Here is a 16,579-nt window from a genome sequence, read left to right as displayed (position 1 = left end):
GGGTGCGGCCTAGGCGGCCGGCTCCGCCTCTTCGCCGTCCTCGTCGTCCGGGAGCTTGCAGATCCGCTCCAGGAAGATGGCCGCCGCGACGACGGCGACGCCGGCGAGCACCGAGAACCCGGCGTAGATCGCCTGGTCGCGGCGGGCCGGAACCTCGAGGGACTCCAGGAGGAAGACGCCGGTGCCGCCGTACATGCCGGCCACGAGCGCCGCGACCAGGGCGCTGGCCTGGCCGAAGACCAGGGCGCGCGCCGCCATCATCGGATCGACGCCCTTGGCCTCGGGCCTGCGCTCGCGCTGGGCGCGCAGCCGGGAGCGGATGGACAGGGCCGTCGCGAGCAGCACCACGGCGATCACGGCGAGCACGATGGGCGCGGCGAGCGGGACCTTCGGCAGGGTGCCGAGCGAGGCCCACAGGCGGGCGCCGGCCCAGGACAGCACCCCGGCGACGGCGAAGAGGCCGACCAGTGTCCTGATGCGCAGTTGCTTCATCCCGGTTGGTCGCCCCTCGTCCGTCCTGGCCCTGTTGCCTGTCGCCGCCGGCCGTCTTCGGTCGACCGCGCCCGGTAGACCCTAACGATTACTCGGGCAGCCGGAGTTCCAGGTCGGCGCGTGCCGCGACGCCCTCTCGGGTCACGGCGTCGAGCAGTTGGGCCACCGTGCCGCGGCCGGGGAGCTGCGCCTCGGGGTCCACGTCGTTCCAGGGAGCCAGCACGAAGGCCCGCTCGTGGGCCCGCGGGTGGGGCAGCGTGAGGTACGGGTCGTCCGAGACCATGTCGGCGTACGCGACGATGTCGACGTCGATCGTGCGGGCGCCCCAGCGCTCGTCGCGCACCCGGTGGAAGGCCTCCTCCACGGCGTGCGCGCGCTCCAGGAGCGAGGCGGGCGGCAGCGTGGTCTTCAGGACCACCACGGCGTTGAAGTACGACGGCTGGCTGTCCGGGTCGACGCCCCAGGGCTCCGTCTCGTAGACGGGAGAGACGGCCTTGACGCGGACGCCGGGGGTGTCCTCCAGGGCGTCGACGGCGCCCTGGAGCGTCTCCAGGCGGTTGCCCAGGTTCGAGCCGAGGGAGATGACGGCGCGCTTCGGGTTCGAGAGCGTGGTGTCGGCGGCATCGACCTGTTCCACCACGGAGGTCGGCACCGGCTGGACGGTCGGGTCGAACGGAGTTTTGTTCATACTCGGCTCCGGGTGATGGTGACGGTCACGTCGTCGAAGGGCACGGTGATCGGCGCGCCCGGCTTGTGGACGCAGACCTCGACCTCCTGCACCTCCTCGTGCTTCAGGCATGTCTGGGCGATGCGCTCGGCTAGCGTCTCGATGAGATCCACGGGGTCGCCCGAGACGACGGCCACGACCTCCTCCGCCACGATGCCGTAGTGCACGGTCTTCGCCAGGTCGTCGTCGGCAGCCGCCGGGCGGGTGTCCAGGCCGAGCACCAGGTCGACCACGAAGGTCTGGCCTTCCTCGCGTTCCTCGGGGAAGACACCATGGTGCCCGCGGGCCTTGAGGCCGCGCAGCGCGACACGATCCACGCGAATCACTCCTGCAGTCGTCGGTGAGGGCCGGTTCCAGCGATGTGCGGTCGATGTCCCGGCCTCGATCGAATCTACCTGCGAGCACCGACAGCGCCGGTCCGCGGGGGCTATGACTGATCCCACCCGGCACACCGGACCCACACGTGTGCTCGGCTGGTAGCCGCCCATACCCAGGCGGTCGAGAGCCCAACCTCGCATCCGGATTTCGCGCCCTTTGGGGGCGCTTACCCACTCAGGCGGGTGAGCCGCCGTCTTCCGTGTCGCCCATTTCGTCGGATTCGTCGTCCGCCTCCGCGAGCACGGGCGAGGCGTGGTGCGACCAGAGCTTCCAGCCGTCCCGTGTGCGCCGGAACACATTGGTGGCGACGACGCGCTGGCCGACGAGCGGGCCGAGTTCGTCGCCGCCCTCGGGGGCGGGGCCGCCGCTGAGGATGTTCTCCGTGCACGTCACCAGGGCGGTGTCGGCGACGACGCTGATGTGCACGTCGGTCAGGAAGAACTGGATGTACTCCGTGTTCGCCATGATCAGCGCGTACGAGCGGAGCACCTCGCCGCGGCCCGTGAGCACCGGCCAGCCGGGGTGCACGCAGCTGATCGAGGTGTCCTCGGCCTCGTCCGGGTCGGTGTCCTCGGCGTAGTCGACGTCCTCGGGGGCGAGCCACAGGGACGTGAGCCCCTCGAAGTCGCCGCGTTCCATGGCTTCGTAGTACGTGCGGTTCGCCGTGTCGACGGCCTCGGCGTCGGAGCCGGTCACTGCGCTCCTTCGACCGCGCGCGCCACGCGGACGGCGTCGGCGGTGGCCCGTACCTCGTGCACGCGGACGGCCCAGGCGCCCGCGTGGGCGGCGAGGGCGGAGACGGCGGCCGTGGCGGCGTCGCGCTCGCGGGCGGGCGGCGGGGCGCCCTGCTCGCCGGCCAGGACATGGCCGAGGAACCGCTTGCGGGAGGCCGCGACGAGGACCGGGTGTCCGAGCGCGTGCAGCCGGTCGAGGTGGGCGAGCAGGGAGAGGTCGTGCTCGGCGTTCTTGGAGAAGCCGAGGCCGGGGTCGAGGACGATGCGGTCGGGGGAGATGCCGCCCTCGATGGCGGCCTCCACGCGCGCGTGCAGCTCGTTCACGACCTCGGAGACGACGTCCTCGTACGTGCCCGGCACGTTCGTGCCCTCCAGGAGGCCGCGCCAGTGCATCACCACGAAGGGCGCGCCCGTGGCGGCGACGACCGGGACCATCGCCGGGTCGGAGAGGCCCCCGCTCACGTCGTTGACCAGGGACGCGCCCGCCGCGAGCGACTGCTCGGCGACGGAGGCCCGCATGGTGTCGACCGAGATCGTGACGCCTTCGGAGGCGAGTCCCCGTACGACGGGGATGACGCGGCGCAGCTCCTCGTCCTCGTCGACCCGGGTGGCGCCGGGGCGGGTGGACTCGCCGCCGACGTCGACGAGGTCGGCGCCCTGGGCGACCAGGTCGAGGCCGTGCTTGATCGCAGCGGTCGTGTCGAACCAGCGGCCGCCGTCCGAGAACGAATCGGGTGTCACATTGACGACCCCCATGACCGCGCAGCGGTCCCAAACGGGGAGGTTGGCTACGTGGCCCCGGCGGACCTGCGACGTGCTCATGACCTCAAGCCTAGGCCCTTCGGGACGGGCGGGACCTCGCGGCTTCGGCGGCCCGCGCGGGCGGCGCCGGAATCCTGGCGGGGCCGCGCCGAGAGGCCGGTCTCGCGGGTCCAGACGGCGCATCCCGTCTCGGAGCAGTCCACGACGGCGGGCGTCCAGGAGTGGGTGCGGGCCTCGTCCATGAAGCGCTCCATGGCGCCGGGCCACGCCTCCACGTCGCCCTCGGGGTCACCCTTGGCGAGCATGACGCCGGACACGACCCGGTAGCGGACCGCGGCCTTGCCGCTGGGCGAGAACACGATGCCCTTGGCGGGTGTGCGCGGGCCCTCGGGGCGGAATGCCAGGTACAGCGTGCTGACCGCGGTGACGAGGCCGAGCGCGGCGAGGGAGAGCGCGACGGTGTGCTCCGCGCCCGCCGGGCCTCCCGCGTAGACGAGCGGCCCGTCCAGGCCAAGCAGCCCGCACAGGACGTGCTCCAGGCGGTCCACGAGGCTCGGGGCGCCGATCAGCCGCCGCGGGTGCGCGCTGACGACGGCGAGGCCGATCAGCAGCGAACCGGCACCCAGCAGCACGAAGTTGGCCAGGGCGCGCCAGCGGCCGCGCGGGTCGGGCGGCGCGTCGAACAGCTTCCGGTCGCGCACCAGGAGCCACAGCGGCACCAGGCTCACGGCGACGCCGACGAGCCCCGCGGGGGAGTCCCGGTACGCGAACTGGGCGCAGGCGCCGAGCGGCAGCAGCCCCATGGCCGCCCACCAGGCCCGCCGCTTGCGGCGCCGCAGCACGTGCGCGAGCAGCACGAGCAGCAGCCCGCACCCCAGCGCCCCCGCCGCCGCCCAGGCACCGCCCGCCACCTCGACGAGCCCGCCGGACCGGGCCCGCTGGAGCCGGGGCAGCACCCCGCCGACGATGTCGACCCCACCGGCGAGGAGGCAGGTGGTGGCGATCAGGTGGGGGCCGCCATGGGTCCGGTTCATACGGCTCGGTGCCCCTTCCGGATCGGTCTGCTGGAAACGCGAAGTACGGTGCCGAATGGGGCATCCGTGCCGTGCGCCCTTTAGGACGGAGCCGGAGCGGGGGCGGTTCACTCGCGGGGAGCGGGTTCGCTCACACGTGGGACGGCGGGCGCCTCAGTCGACGAGCTGCTCGACCGTCTCCAGGTCGACCTCCGCGCGCGTGATGTCCCGCGCGTCCGCCGCCGTGGAGCGCCGCAGCGCCTCGTGCAGCCGGGCCGGGGTCAGCACCCCGAGGAAGCGTCCTTCGGCGCGCTCGTCGATGACGGCGATCCAGCCCGCGTCGTGCTGGAGCATCGTCGCGAACGCCTGCTTGAGCGGGGCGCCGACGGGTAGCCAGGCCTCCATGCGGCGCGCGTGCTCCCGCACGGAACCGGTGCCCACGCGCGCGTGCTCGGCGGAGATCCAGCCGTGCAGGTTGTTGTCGTGGTCGAGGACGACGGCCCAGCGGGCGTCCAGCTCCTTGGGCAGCGGGTCGTCGAGGTGCACGACCGGCGGCTGCTCCAGGTCGCCCTCCTCGATGGGCGTCACGGAGAGCCGCTTGAGGCCGCGGTCGGCGCCCACGAAGTCGGCCACGTAGTCGGTGGCGGGCGTGCCGAGGACCGCGGACGGGGTGTCGTACTGCTCGATGCGGCCCGCCCCGTAGACGGCGATGCGGTCACCGAGACGGACGGCCTCCTCGATGTCGTGCGTGACGAACAGGACCGTCTTGCCGAGCGTCTGCTGGAGGCGCAGGAACTCGGTCTGGAGGTGCTCGCGCACGACGGGGTCGACCGCGCCGAACGGCTCGTCCATGAGCAGCACGGGCGGGTCGGCGGCCAACGCGCGTGCCACACCGACCCGTTGCCGCTGTCCACCGGAGAGCTGTTCGGGGTAGCGGCCACCGAACGTCTTCGGGTCGAGGCCCACCAGGTCGAGCAGTTCGGCGGCCCGCTCCCGCGCCTGCGCCCGCTTGACGCCGAGCAGGTGCGGCACGGTCGCGGTGTTGTCGAGGACCGTCTTGTGCGGGAAGAGGCCGACCTGCTGGATGACGTAGCCGATGCGGCGCCGCAGTTGGACCGGGTCGATCCCGGATATGTCGTCGCCGTCGAGGAGTATCCGGCCCGCGGTGGGTTCGATGAGCCGGTTCACCATCTTCATCGTCGTGGTCTTGCCGCAGCCCGACGGGCCGACGAGCGTGACGAGTTCGCCCTCGTTCACCTCGAAGGACAGGTCGTCGACGGCGGTGGTGCCGTCCGCGTACCGCTTGCTGACGTGCTCGAACCGGATCATGGGACCCCATTCTGCCGGGCCACGCCCCGGTTGGGGATGCCCCGACGAGGCAGTCCTGTGAACGCCGTGTTGCACGAGCCGCCGGGGCCTCGGCCGTTGTCAGTGGGCGGGGCTAGGGTCGTCGGCAGTCGGAAAAGGCGCGTGCGGGTGTGCGGGGCGCTGACATACGTTCGGGGAATCGGGGGAGGTGGCCGGCGTGAGCGAGCAGAACTGCCTGGTGGCCAATGACTGGGTGTGCGGGGAGTATGTGCGCACCCGCGGCCAGGAGTTGGTCGACGCGACCGTCCAACACCTCGGCATCACCGCGGCGTCGGTGCTGATCGGCGTCCTCATATCGCTCCCGCTCGCGCTGCTCGCCCGGCGCTCCCGCGTCCTCGCGGGACCGGTGCTCGGCGTGACCACGGTGCTCTACTCGATCCCTTCGCTCGCGATGTTCTCGCTGCTGCTGCCGCTGTTCGGGCTCTCGGTCTCGCTCGTGATCACGGGCCTGGTGCTGTACTCCCTGACGATCCTCGTGCGGAACGTCCTGGCGGGGCTCCAGGCGGTGCCGGAGGAGGCGAGGGAGGCCGCGCGCGGCATGGGGTACGGGCCGCTGCGGCTGCTGTGGGAGGTCGAACTCCCGCTGGCGCTCCCGGCGATGCTGGCCGGCGTGCGGATCGCCACGGTCTCCACGGTGGCGCTGACGACGGTCGGCTCGATCGTGGACTACGGCGGGCTCGGCACGCTGATCGTCGGCGGACTCCAGAGCGACTTCAAGGCACAGGTGCTCACCGCGTCGGTGCTGTGCGTGCTGCTCGCGATCGCCGCGGACCTGCTGCTGCTCGGCGTCCAGCGGTGGCTGACGCCGTGGACGCGGGCGACGGCCCCCGCGCGCGGAGGATTCCGAATACCGGGGCTCCGCGGCCGTGAGGACGTGCCGCGCGCCGAGCCGGAGAAGGTGGCATGAACGCGATATCGGGGGCCTACGACTGGCTGGCCACGGGCGCCAACTGGCAGGGCGAGAAGGGGGTGTGGCACCGGCTCGCCGAGCATCTGTACTTCTGCGGTGTCGCCCTCGCGGTCTCGTGCCTGATCGCTCTGCCACTCGCGCTGTGGCTCGGGCACAAGGGCAAGGGCGGCGCGCTCGCGATCAACGTCTCGAACGTGGGACGCGCGGTGCCGACGCTGGCCGTCCTCGTGCTGCTCACGCTCACCCCGCTCGGCCGGCACGGCGACGTGCCGACGCTGATCGCGCTGGTGCTGTTCGCGGTGCCGCCGCTGCTCACGAACGCGTACGTGGGGATGCGCGAGGTCGACCGTTCGGTGGTGGAGGCGGCGCGCGGCATGGGGATGAGCGGGCGTCAGGTGTTCGCCCGGGTCGAGCTGCCGCTCGCGTACCCGCTGGTGATGACCGGGCTCCGCTCGGCGACGGTGCAGGTGATCGCGACGGCGACGCTCGCGGCGATGGCGGGGGAGGGCGGGCTCGGGCGGATCATCACCGCCGGGTTCAACCTCCAGGACACTCCGCAGGTGGTCGCGGGGGCGGTGCTCGTGGCCGCGCTCGCGCTGGTCGTCGAGGGCCTGTTCGTCGCGGTGGGGCGGGCCTTCGACCCCATGAGGAGGCGGGCGTGACCAGGTTTGTTGGCAGGACCGGCAGTTCCGGCAGTTCCGGCAGTGCGACGAGGAGAGCGATGAACAGCAGAACGCGTCGAGTGGCCCTGGCGGCCGTGGCCGTGGGTGCGCTGACCGCGGGGCTCACCGCGTGCGGTGGCGACAGCCTCGAGGGCAAGGACGACGCCGGCGGCTCGGGCGGCGGTGGGAAGGGCAAGGTCGTCATCGGCGCCGCGCGCTTCACCGAGGCCAAGGTGCTCGGCGAGCTGTACCGGCAGATATTGGCCGACGCCGGGTACGACGCGTCGGTCAAGACGGTGGAGAACCGGGAGATCTACGAACCGCAGCTCGCCAAGGGCGCGATCGACGTGGTGCCCGAATACGCGGCGACGCTCGCGGAATTTCTCAACCTGAAGAAGAACGGTTCGGACGCGAAGCCGGTGGCGTCCAGCGATGTCGACGCCACGGTGGCCGCGCTGCGCAAGCTGGCCGAGCCGCAGTTGAAGGTTCTGGACGCCGGGGAGGCCGTCGACCAGAACGCGTTCGCAGTGAGCAAGGACTTCGCGAAGAAGCACAAGCTGAAGACGCTTTCGGATCTCGGGAAGTCCGGCGAGAAGGTGAAGATCGCGGCGGGCGACGAATGCGAGACGCGGCCCTTCTGCGCGCCCGGCCTCAAGAAGACCTACGGGATCGACGTCACGGGAATCGACCCGAAGGGCGTCGGGACCACGCAGTCCAAGCAGGCGGTGAAGAACGGCACGGACCAGCTGGTCCTGACGACCACGACCGACGCGACGCTGGAGAACTTCGGGCTCGTCCTTCTCCAGGACGACAAGAAGCTCCAGAACGCGGACAACATCGTTCCGGTGGTGAACGCCAAGGACGCGGGCGACAAGAAGATCGCCGACGCCCTCGGGAAGTTGACCGACACGCTCACGACCGACGATCTCGTCGAGCTGAACCGGAAGGTCGACGCCGAGCGCCAGAAGGAGGCCGATGTCGCGAAGGAGTATCTGGAGTCGAAGAACCTCGTCGGAAAATGATCTTGAAACTCGCCCGGCCGTGAGTGGCGCACCCCGCGCCGAGTGACCTTGTTCGTACGGGGGTTAGGTGGTTTCTGTGACAGGGGTGTCCGAATTTTGCCGGGCGGGGGTTCGGGATTCGCCTACGCGCGGTAAGTTTCTGGCCATGCCACGTGGACGCCACCGCCATTCTCCGCCCCTGCACCGACTGCTGCCTCCCACGGTGATCGCCGGTGCGCCTCTCGTCTGCGCGGGGGGCGCCTGGCTGTCCGACGATCCGCTCGTGCTGCGGAGCATCGCCGCCGCCGCTGCCGCCGCCGCGGTGGTCGGCGCCGTCGTGATGCGCCGCTGGGACCGGCTCGCCGGCAAGCGGGTCGCCGAGCTGACGCGCGGCGCCGCGAGCGAGCGGTGGCGGCACGAGGAGGCCGTGGCGGAGCTGGAGGGCGACCTCGACGAGTCGCGCGAGCTGCGCACCCGCCTGGAGGGCAAGCTGCGGGCCAAGCGGTCCGAGCTGGCCGCGCTGCGCAACGAGCACGCGGCGCTGCTGCGGCGGTACGCGAACGCGGAGACGGAGCGGGCCAGCGCCCTCGAGGGCCGGCGCCGCCTCGCGATAGAGGCCACGGCCCCCGCGAAGGCGCTGCCGCCCGTGCGCCCGGCGGTGCCGGGGCGGCCGACCCAGGAGATGTACCGGCGGGCCGCGGCGGCGCTCGACCGCCTCGCGCGGCCCGAGCCCGAGGCGCCCGCCGCCAAGGAGGCCGATCCCCAGGGGAAGCCCGGGGCGGCGACCGGTCACTTCACCGTGCCGGCCGCCGCGATGGTCGCTCCGGCGGCCCCGGCGCGGAAGGTTCCCACGGGCGGCTTCGACTTCTTCGGCGCCGGCCGTTCCGTGCGGCGCGAGGAGGACCTCGCGGACGTCGTGGGCGAGGAGCTGGCGGCGGAGGTCGCCGCCGAGGTCGAGGTCGACGACGCGCGGGCTCCGGAGGCCATGGAGGCGCGGGAGTCCACCGATGGCCTCGAGGTCGCCGCAGCGCCCGAGGCCGTCGAGGCATCCGAGGCCGCGGTTGCGTCCGAGGCCGCGGAGACCTCCGAGTCTCCCGAGGCCGTCGAGACCTCCGAGGCGTCCGGTGCTTCCGAGGTTTCCGAGAACGACGAGCGTGAGCAGCAGGTCATCGACCTGACCGAGCACGACGAGACCGAGCAGATCGACATGGGCGAGCTGCGGTCGGCGCTTCAGGCATAGCGACGAACGGACGAGGGGCGAGTCGGCGGGCGGCCGACTCGCCCCTCAGCCGTTTCCGGCCCCGGGATCACGCTCCCGCCATCCACCGATCCGGCCGCGCGTCCCGCCGCCCCGTACGGGACCTGTCGGCCTGCGCCCGCAGCAGCTCGTCCGCCTCCTGCGCGTCCCGCAGCCGGGCCGTCACCGTCTTGTTGGCCCCCGTGTCCAGGTGCAGACCGGCGACCCGCCAGCATCGCTCCCAGGGCCCCTGCGTCAGGCGCACGCTCTGCACCTTGGCGTGCGGCACGAGCGCGACGCTCCGCCGCAACAGCCCCTGGCGCGCGGCGAACACCGTGTCCGTGACCGCCACCCCGTAGCCGCGCCACCACACCGGCACGCACCAGCGCCCGCGCCGCGGCGCCCCCGCGAAGTCGGCCGGCTTCGGCACCACGACGCCCGGCAGGATCCGCGCGACGACGTCCTCTGCGTCCTCGCGCGGCGCCACCGGCACGAGCACGGTGTTCGACGACCCGGCGACGTGCAGCTCGACGCGGACCCAGCCGCGCCGCCGCCACAGCAGCGGTTCGACGATCCGCACGGTCTGCACCCGGCCCGGCGGCACCGTCTCGTGCACCCGGTCGAGCAGCCCGTGGTCGATGCGCAGCCCGTCCTGGGACTCGCCGACCGTCCAGTCGTACTCCTTGACGTACCGGCCCGCGCTGTTGGTGAAGGCCCCGCCGATCAGCGGCACCGCGACCGCGATCACCGTCCACAGGTTGTGGGTGGCGAACCACAGGAGAGTCGGTACGGCGACGGCGGCGAGCAGCATCGCCCAGGGGGCGCCCGTCAGGAGCAGCGCGACGGCGAGCATTCGCGGGGGCGTGTGCAGGATCGGCCGCGCCGGCGCCTCGCCCACGTCCTGCGCCGCGTCGGGCGCGAATCCGGCCGCCCGGGCGAGGAGTTCGGCCCGCAGGGCGCGTGCCTCGCGCTCACCCAAGAAGGCGAGCTCGTCCTTCTTGTCGGCCCCTACGACGTCGAGTTTCAGTTTCGCGACGCCGACGAAGCGGGCCAGGAGCGGCTGTGTGACGTCCACCGCCTGAAGGCGGTCGAGCCGGATGTGGGCGGTGCGGCGGAACAACAGGCCCGTACGGATGCGCAGTTCGGTGTCCGTCACGGCGAAGTGCGTGAACCACCAGGTGAGGAACCCGTACAGGGCGGCGGCCGGGACGAGCACCGCGAGCCCGATGAGGAGGGTGGTGGCGGTGAGGCGGGCGAGCTGGCGCTGCGCCTGGTCCATGTCGTGCACGGCCCAGCCGAGGAGGATCGCGATGGGCGCCCACGCCCGGCGCAGCGGCGTGACGGGGTGCAGGCGCCGCTCTCGCACGCTCGCGTCCGTCTCCTGGGCCGGGACGCCTTCGGGGACGCGGGAGGCCGTCACAGGCCCGCCGATCGGGCCTCGCCGAGTTCGGTGAGGCGGTCGCGCAGCCGTTCGGCCTCCTCCGGCGCGAGGCCGGGGATCGTCGCGTCGGTGGCCGCGGCGGCGGTGTGCAGCTGAAGGCTCGCCAGGCCGAACTTCCGCTCCAGCGGCCCCGACGTGACCTCGACGAGCTGCATCCGGCCGTACGGCACGATCGTCTCCTCGTGCCACAGGACACCGCGGCTGATCAGCAGGTCGTCGGCCCGCTCCGCGTACCGCCACGAGCGCCAGTTGCGGCCCAGCATCACCCAGCCCCACACCAGGACCACCAGGGGGAGCACGGCGAACGCCGCCCACCCCGGGCCCACGAACAGGCCGAGCAGCGCGCCGACGGCCACCGTCAGCGGCACCAGCCAGCCGACCAGCAGCAGACGGCGCAGCCTCAGCAGCCCGGACGGCAGCCCCGTCCAGTCGGGCGCCGTCGTCCCGGTCGGGCTCGCGGCCCCTGTCGCCCCTGTCTCCATGGATTCACCCTACGTACGAGAGACTGTGTCCATGACGCCCACGACTCAGGCCACGGTCGGCATCGGCGGTGCCGCGGAGAGCACCGACATGGTGCTCAACATCGGTCCGCAGCACCCTTCCACCCATGGTGTGCTGCGCCTGCGTCTCGTGCTCGACGGCGAGCGGATCCAGCACGCGGAGCCGGTCATCGGCTATATGCACCGCGGTGCGGAGAAGCTCTTCGAGGCGCGCGACTACCGGCAGATCGTGATGCTGGCGAACCGCCACGACTGGCTGTCCGCGTTCTCGAACGAGCTGGGCGTCGTGCTCGCCGTCGAGCGGATGCTGGGCATGGAGGTTCCGGAGCGGGCCGTCTGGCTGCGCACGCTGCTCGCGGAGCTGAACCGGGTGCTCAACCATCTGATGTTCCTCGGTTCGTACCCGCTCGAACTGGGCGGAATCACGCCCGTCTTCCACGCCTTCCGTGAGCGCGAGGAGCTCCAGAACGTGATGGAGGAGGTCTCCGGCGGGCGCATGCACTACATGTTCAACCGCGTCGGTGGCCTCAAGGAGGACCTGCCGCTCGGCTGGACCACGCGCGCGCGTGCGGCCGTCGCGAGCGTGCGCTCCCGGATGGACGTCTACGACAACCTGGTGCTCGGCAACGAGATCTTCCGCGGCCGTACGCGCGGGGTGGGCGTGCTGTCCGCCGAGGCCGCGCACGCCTACGGGGTCAGCGGCCCGATCGCCCGCGCCTCCGGCGTCGACTTCGACCTCCGCCGCGACGAGCCGTACCTCGCCTACGGAGAGCTTCAGGACACCCTGAAGGTCGTCACGCGACAAGAAGGCGACTGCCTGGCCCGGTTCGAGTGCCTCCTGGAGCAGGCCCACAACGCGCTCGACCTCGCCGACGCCTGCCTGGACCGGCTCGCCGAACTGCCGCAGGGCCCGGTCAACCAGCGCCTCCCGAAGGTCCTCAAGGCGCCCGAGGGCCACACGTACGCGTGGACGGAGAACCCGCTGGGCATCAACGGCTACTACCTCGTCTCCAAGGGCGAGAAGACGCCGTACCGGCTCAAGCTGCGCTCCGCGTCGTACAACAACATCCAGGCGCTGACCGAGCTGCTTCCCGGGACGCTCGTCGCCGACATGGTGGCGATCCTCGGATCACTGTTCTTCGTGGTCGGGGACATCGACAAGTAGCCCGTCCGCGGGGAGCCCCACCGGATCGACCAGCCAGCCGAAGTCGCCGAGGCCGCCGCGCGCGGTCAGCTCCGCGGCCTCGCCCGCGCCCGCGAGGGCCCGTACGTACGCCGCCGGGTCCCGGGAGGCGAGCGCCAGCGGCGGGCGGCCCGCCCGCACCCCCAGGGCGCCCAGAGCGGCCCGCTGGGTCACCAGCAGGGCCCCCGGGGTCGCCGCGCACGCGTCGAGCGCCACGTGCGCCGTGATGTCGCGGGAGCCGTCGGGCACGGGCGTCGTCTCTCGGCCCTCGCGGAAGCCCGTGAGCGTGCCGAAGGGCGGCCGGGACGCGCGCGTGTGCGCGTAGTCGACCGCGACCGCGAGACCGCGCTCCAGGGTGCCCACGGCCGCCGTCCAGGCCTCGTCGCGGGGCCGACCGACCTCGGCGCGAAGGCCCGGTTCGGGCGGCAGCGGCCACCACCGGCGCAGCCAGTCCGCCGCCTCCTCGTCCAGGGGCGCGGGGCTCAGCGACTCCGTGCCGTCCTCCCGTACGAGGACGAGCCGGGCCGCCCCGTCCGCGTCCGCCTCGACGACCTCGAGGGGCACGTTGTCCAGCCACTCGTTCGCGAAGAGGAGACCGGTGACGCCCGTCGGCGGCTCGGACCGCCACTCGATGCGGTGGTCGAGCCCCGGCGGGCGCTCCGCCTTCTCGACCGCGTAGGCACGCGCGCGTAGTGCCACTTTTTCCGGCAGTGCCGCCAGGACACCGGAAACCAGTTCGCCGCGCCCCGCGGCCATGTCGACGAAGGCGAGCTCCGCGGGCCCGCCGAGGGCCCTGTCCACCCGGCACAGCAGCTCGGCCACGGCCCCTGCAAACAGCGGCGACGCATGCACGGACGTGCGGAAATGCCCGGCGGGGCCCTCGGGCCTGCGGTAGAAGCCGGCCGCTCCGTACAGCGCCTCTTCCATGGCCGCGCGCCACCCGCGCGGCGCTCCTTCTCGTCCGTTCTCCACGCCTGAAGGCTATGTGCGCCGGGCGCGTGCGCCGCTCGCTGCCTCCACCTTCAGGAGTACGCGCGCCGGGTCCGGATCGGCCCTCCGGTTGACCCCTGCACGCTGCACGCTTACCTACGCTGGGTTACGTGCAGCGCGTCTACGACTTCCTCCGCAGACACCCGACGTGGGTCGACGGCTTCTGGGCCGTGATTCTTCTCGGCATGTCCGTGGTGGGGGCCAACGGGGCCGGCGGTTCCGGACAGGGGAACGAGGCGGCGCTGATCGTCTGCTCCGTGCTGCTGTCCGTGGTGGTCGCGCTGCGCCGTCGGATGCCGGACAAGATGCTGCTGCTCGCGGTCGTCGCGGGCCTCGGCCAGCTGGTGTTCGACGCGCGGGTCAACCCGTCGGACTTCGCGATGCTGGTCATCATCTACACGTGCGCGGTGAGCGGGCCGCGCTGGGCGTCCCGCTTCGGCCTCGTCGGCGGGCTGCTCGCGGCGCCGCTCTCGCAGCTGCGCTGGCCCACGGTCGGCGACATCAGCACCGCGGGCCAGGTCCTCGTCACCGTCTTCCAGATGGTGCCGTTCGCCCTGGCGTGGGTCCTCGGCGACTCGCTGCGCACCAGGCGCGCGTACCTGGAGCAGCTGGAGGAGCGCGCCAACCGCCTGGAGAAGGAGCGCGAGGCGCAGTCGAAGGTCGCGGTGGCGGCCGAAAGGGCGCGCATCGCACGCGAGTTGCACGACGTCGTCGCGCACAACGTGTCGGTGATGGTGGTGCAGGCCGACGGTGCCGCCTACGTCCTCGACCAGGCGCCCGACCAGGCCAAGAAGGCTCTGGAGACGATCTCGGGCACCGGTCGGCAGGCGCTCGCGGAGATGCGCAGGCTGCTCGGCGTGCTGCGCACCGGGGAGCACGAGGAGGCGGGCGAGTACGTCCCGCAGCCCGACGTCGAGCAGATAGAGGAGCTCGTCGAGCAGGTGCGCACGGCGGGCCTTCCGGTCGACTTCAAGGTCGAGGGCACCCCGCGTCCGCTGCCCAGCGGCGTCGAGCTGACCGCGTACCGGATCGTCCAGGAAGCCCTCACCAACACCCGCAAGCACGGCGGCCCGAACGCGGGCGCCAGCGTCCGCCTCGTCTACTTCGACGACGGCCTCGGCCTGCTCGTCGAGGACGACGGCAAGGGCGCCCCGCACGAGCTGTACGAGGACGGGGGCGCGGACGGCCGCGGCCACGGCCTCATCGGGATGCGCGAGCGCGTCGGTATGGTCGGCGGCACGCTGGACGCGGGACCGCGCCCCGGCGGTGGCTTCCGCATCAGCGTGCTGCTGCCTTTGAAGCCCGCCCATTGACACGTACCAGTCCATCGCCACGGACAAGTGAGGACCGCCCGATGTCGATCAAGGTCATGCTCGTCGACGACCAGGTGCTGCTGCGCACCGGCTTCCGCATGGTGCTGGCCGCGCAGCCGGACATGGAGGTCGTCGCCGAGGCGGGCGACGGCGTCGAGGCTCTGGAGGTGCTGCGCTCGACGGCCGTGGACGTGGTCCTCATGGACGTCCGCATGCCGAAGCTCGACGGCGTCGAGACGACGCGGCGGATCTGCTCCGAGCCCGACTCGCCCAAGGTGCTCATCCTGACCACCTTCGACCTCGACGAGTACGCCTTCTCGGGGCTGCGGGCCGGGGCCTCCGGGTTCATGCTCAAGGACGTGCCGCCCGGCGAGCTGCTGACCGCGATCCGCGCCGTGCACAGCGGCGACGCGGTGGTCGCCCCTTCCACGACCAGGCGCCTCCTCGACCGGTTCGCCCCCATGCTGCCCAGCGGCCCCGACCAGCCGCAGCACGAGCGCCTGGAGCGGCTCACCGAGCGCGAGCGCGAGGTCATGGTCCTGGTCGCGCAGGGCCACTCGAACGGCGAGATCGCCGCGCGCCTGGTCCTGTCCGAGGCCACCGTGAAGACCCACGTCGGCCGCATCCTGACCAAGCTCGACCTGCGCGACCGCGTCCAGGTCGTCGTCCTCGCCTACGAGACGGGGCTCGTCCGCGCGGGCGGCGCGGGCGCCTGAGCCCGGCCATCCGCGGTCAGCGCAGCACCCCCTCGATGAAGTCGCCGCCGAGCCGCGAGACCACGCTCAGGTCCAGCTGGTGCTGCACGTAGCGGCCCTGCCGACGCGTCGTGATCAGCCCCGCCTTCTTCAGCACCGACAGGTGCCGGGATATCTCCGGCGCCGTCATCCCGTGCGCGTCCACCAGCTCGCTCGTCGTGTACGCGCCGCGCGCCAGGTGCCGGCACAGGCGCATCCGGACGGGGTGGGCCAGCGCCGCCATCCTGCGGGTGAGCAGCTCCACGGAGGGCGGGTCGGCGGGGGCGGGCGAGGCGACCGGGTAGAGGATCACCGGCTGCCAGCCGTGCCGGTGCACCACGAACAGGTGCGGCCACCCCAGGCTCGTCGGCGCCAGGATCAGTCCGCCGTCCTCCGTCGACGTACGGCCGTCGGAGATCTTGTCGACGACGATGGTGTCGCCCGGCTCGTCGAGCGCGACCGCGCCGGACATCTCCTTGAGCGCTTCGCGCATCCCCTTGTGCCGCAGCAGCTCCGTCTTGTGCCGTGCGTCCGCCGCCAGTTGGGGCTGCACGCGGTCCCAGACGTCTGCGAAGAACGCCTCGTCGCAGTCCTGGAGCAGCTCGCGGAACCAGGCCCTGATCGCGGGTGGGTCGTCCAACAAGCGCTGCGTGAAGCGCACTTGGTGGGGGCCACGGGTCGCCGCCAGCTCCAGCGCCCGCTCCCGGTTGCGGCGGTCGGAGAGCCGGTCCGCGTCCCGCGTCGCGTAGGTGTTCTGGCAGGTGAACTCCAGGGCGGCGTCCACGAACTGCTCGTCGGACAGCTTGTCGAGCAGGTCGAGCTCCTCGGCGAGCGTGGCACCCGGCGGGGTGCGCCGCCCAGTCGTCCCGGAGAACGGCACGAACACGTCGGAGAACGTCGACCGCCACAGGAAGTCCGCCTCGCACAACCGGTCCGCCAGGCACGGGTCGAGGCACGCCGACACGCTCGTCGTCCACCCTCGAAGCCGCGGATGGTGCGCGGGCTCCGACAGGGCGTGCAGCGCCATGCCGAGCTCGGCCAGCGGTGACGGACCCACATGGATTCGCTCGGGCGCCAGGCCCGCGATGTCGATGCTCACGCTCATGGACCCATGGTGCACGCCGCCACTGACAG

At 72.4% G+C, this 16,579-nt stretch carries 17 protein-coding genes and 1 pseudogene; 7 read left to right on the top strand and 11 right to left on the bottom strand.

The genetic code is table 11. The features are described 5' to 3' along the window. Positions 1-9: 9 nt before the first annotated feature. The 7 genes and pseudogenes from ACTWJ8_RS18650 to ACTWJ8_RS18620 form a co-directional block, all read right to left on the bottom strand. Positions 10-492, bottom strand: a complete 483-nt coding sequence (locus ACTWJ8_RS18650) for a DUF3180 domain-containing protein (RefSeq protein WP_356389756.1) — start codon at positions 490-492, stop codon at positions 10-12. Positions 493-580: 88 nt separating this feature from the next. After that, on the bottom strand, positions 581-1,180 hold the full coding sequence (gene folK, locus ACTWJ8_RS18645; RefSeq protein ID WP_356389754.1) for a 2-amino-4-hydroxy-6-hydroxymethyldihydropteridine diphosphokinase: 600 nt from the start codon (positions 1,178-1,180) through the stop codon (positions 581-583). Next, entirely contained in the window at positions 1,177-1,536 is a 360-nt protein-coding gene (folB, locus tag ACTWJ8_RS18640) for a dihydroneopterin aldolase (protein WP_356389752.1), read from the bottom strand. Before folB ends, folK begins: the two co-directional genes overlap by 4 nt. 235 nt (positions 1,537-1,771) lie before the next feature. Beyond that, positions 1,772-2,293 carry a nuclear transport factor 2 family protein gene (locus ACTWJ8_RS18635; RefSeq protein ID WP_356389750.1) on the bottom strand — a complete coding sequence of 174 codons (522 nt, stop codon included), beginning with the start codon at positions 2,291-2,293 and terminating at the stop codon, positions 1,772-1,774. Continuing rightward, entirely contained in the window at positions 2,290-3,153 is an 864-nt protein-coding gene (folP, locus tag ACTWJ8_RS18630; protein ID WP_356389748.1) for a dihydropteroate synthase, read from the bottom strand. Before folP ends, ACTWJ8_RS18635 begins: the two co-directional genes overlap by 4 nt. A 17-nt stretch (positions 3,154-3,170) precedes the next feature. After that, positions 3,171-4,127 (bottom strand): annotated as a pseudogene (locus ACTWJ8_RS18625) (phosphatidylglycerol lysyltransferase domain-containing protein); the annotation flags it as partial. A gap of 153 nt (positions 4,128-4,280) precedes the next feature. Beyond that, positions 4,281-5,435 carry an ABC transporter ATP-binding protein gene (locus ACTWJ8_RS18620; protein WP_356389746.1) on the bottom strand — a complete coding sequence of 385 codons (1,155 nt, stop codon included), beginning with the start codon at positions 5,433-5,435 and terminating at the stop codon, positions 4,281-4,283. A gap of 196 nt (positions 5,436-5,631) precedes the next feature. Here ACTWJ8_RS18620 and ACTWJ8_RS18615 point away from each other — a divergent pair, with 196 nt between their 5' ends. The 4 genes from ACTWJ8_RS18615 to ACTWJ8_RS18600 all read left to right on the top strand — a co-directional run bounded on the left by ACTWJ8_RS18615 (position 5,632) and on the right by ACTWJ8_RS18600 (position 9,287). Then, positions 5,632-6,381, top strand: coding sequence for an ABC transporter permease (locus ACTWJ8_RS18615; RefSeq protein ID WP_356389744.1), 750 nt, complete (start codon positions 5,632-5,634; stop codon positions 6,379-6,381). Further along, positions 6,378-7,046 (top strand): ABC transporter permease, encoded by a 669-nt coding sequence (locus tag ACTWJ8_RS18610; protein WP_356389741.1) that lies wholly within the window; start codon positions 6,378-6,380, stop codon positions 7,044-7,046. Before ACTWJ8_RS18615 ends, ACTWJ8_RS18610 begins: the two co-directional genes overlap by 4 nt. Before the next feature lie 59 nt (positions 7,047-7,105). Further along, a complete protein-coding gene (locus ACTWJ8_RS18605; RefSeq protein ID WP_443264577.1) occupies positions 7,106-8,068 on the top strand; it encodes an ABC transporter substrate-binding protein in 963 nt (320 codons plus the stop codon). 262 nt (positions 8,069-8,330) lie between these two features. Next, a complete protein-coding gene (locus ACTWJ8_RS18600) occupies positions 8,331-9,287 on the top strand; it encodes a hypothetical protein (protein WP_443264576.1) in 957 nt (318 codons plus the stop codon). Positions 9,288-9,354: 67 nt separating this feature from the next. Here ACTWJ8_RS18600 and ACTWJ8_RS18595 read toward each other — a convergent pair whose 3' ends face one another. Both ACTWJ8_RS18595 and ACTWJ8_RS18590 read right to left on the bottom strand, forming a co-directional pair. After that, positions 9,355-10,650, bottom strand: coding sequence for a PH domain-containing protein (locus tag ACTWJ8_RS18595; protein ID WP_443264574.1), 1,296 nt, complete (start codon positions 10,648-10,650; stop codon positions 9,355-9,357). A 50-nt stretch (positions 10,651-10,700) separates the two neighbouring features. Continuing rightward, entirely contained in the window at positions 10,701-11,207 is a 507-nt protein-coding gene (locus ACTWJ8_RS18590; protein WP_356389732.1) for a PH domain-containing protein, read from the bottom strand. A gap of 31 nt (positions 11,208-11,238) precedes the next feature. Between ACTWJ8_RS18590 and ACTWJ8_RS18585 the strand changes: the two genes are divergently transcribed. Continuing rightward, the gene (locus ACTWJ8_RS18585; RefSeq protein WP_356389728.1) at positions 11,239-12,390 is read left to right on the top strand and encodes an NADH-quinone oxidoreductase subunit D; all 1,152 of its coding nucleotides are present in this window, start codon (positions 11,239-11,241) and stop codon (positions 12,388-12,390) included. Here ACTWJ8_RS18585 and ACTWJ8_RS18580 read toward each other — a convergent pair. Then, positions 12,355-13,380 carry an SAM-dependent methyltransferase gene (locus tag ACTWJ8_RS18580; RefSeq protein ID WP_443264572.1) on the bottom strand — a complete coding sequence of 342 codons (1,026 nt, stop codon included), beginning with the start codon at positions 13,378-13,380 and terminating at the stop codon, positions 12,355-12,357. The genes ACTWJ8_RS18585 and ACTWJ8_RS18580 overlap by 36 nt on opposite strands. A 128-nt stretch (positions 13,381-13,508) precedes the next feature. On the opposite strand from ACTWJ8_RS18580, the gene ACTWJ8_RS18575 reads away from it, so the two are divergent. Together ACTWJ8_RS18575 and ACTWJ8_RS18570 are read left to right on the top strand one after the other, a co-directional pair. Next, positions 13,509-14,711 (top strand): sensor histidine kinase, encoded by a 1,203-nt coding sequence (locus ACTWJ8_RS18575; RefSeq protein WP_356389726.1) that lies wholly within the window; start codon positions 13,509-13,511, stop codon positions 14,709-14,711. A 41-nt stretch (positions 14,712-14,752) separates the two neighbouring features. After that, complete coding sequence (locus ACTWJ8_RS18570) at positions 14,753-15,427, top strand: response regulator transcription factor (RefSeq protein WP_356389723.1); 675 nt, start codon at positions 14,753-14,755, stop codon at positions 15,425-15,427. Between the two features lie 16 nt (positions 15,428-15,443). On the opposite strand, the gene ACTWJ8_RS18565 is transcribed toward ACTWJ8_RS18570, so the two are convergent. After that, a complete protein-coding gene (locus ACTWJ8_RS18565) occupies positions 15,444-16,550 on the bottom strand; it encodes a DUF5937 family protein (protein ID WP_356389720.1) in 1,107 nt (368 codons plus the stop codon). Between the last annotated feature and the right edge of the window lie 29 nt (positions 16,551-16,579).

The organism is Streptomyces sp. SDT5-1 (genome assembly GCF_052245995.1).
Lineage (GTDB): Bacteria > Actinomycetota > Actinomycetes > Streptomycetales > Streptomycetaceae > Streptomyces.
Note: the sequence above shows the minus strand (reverse complement) of the source record. Positions and strands in the feature narration are given on the sequence as shown.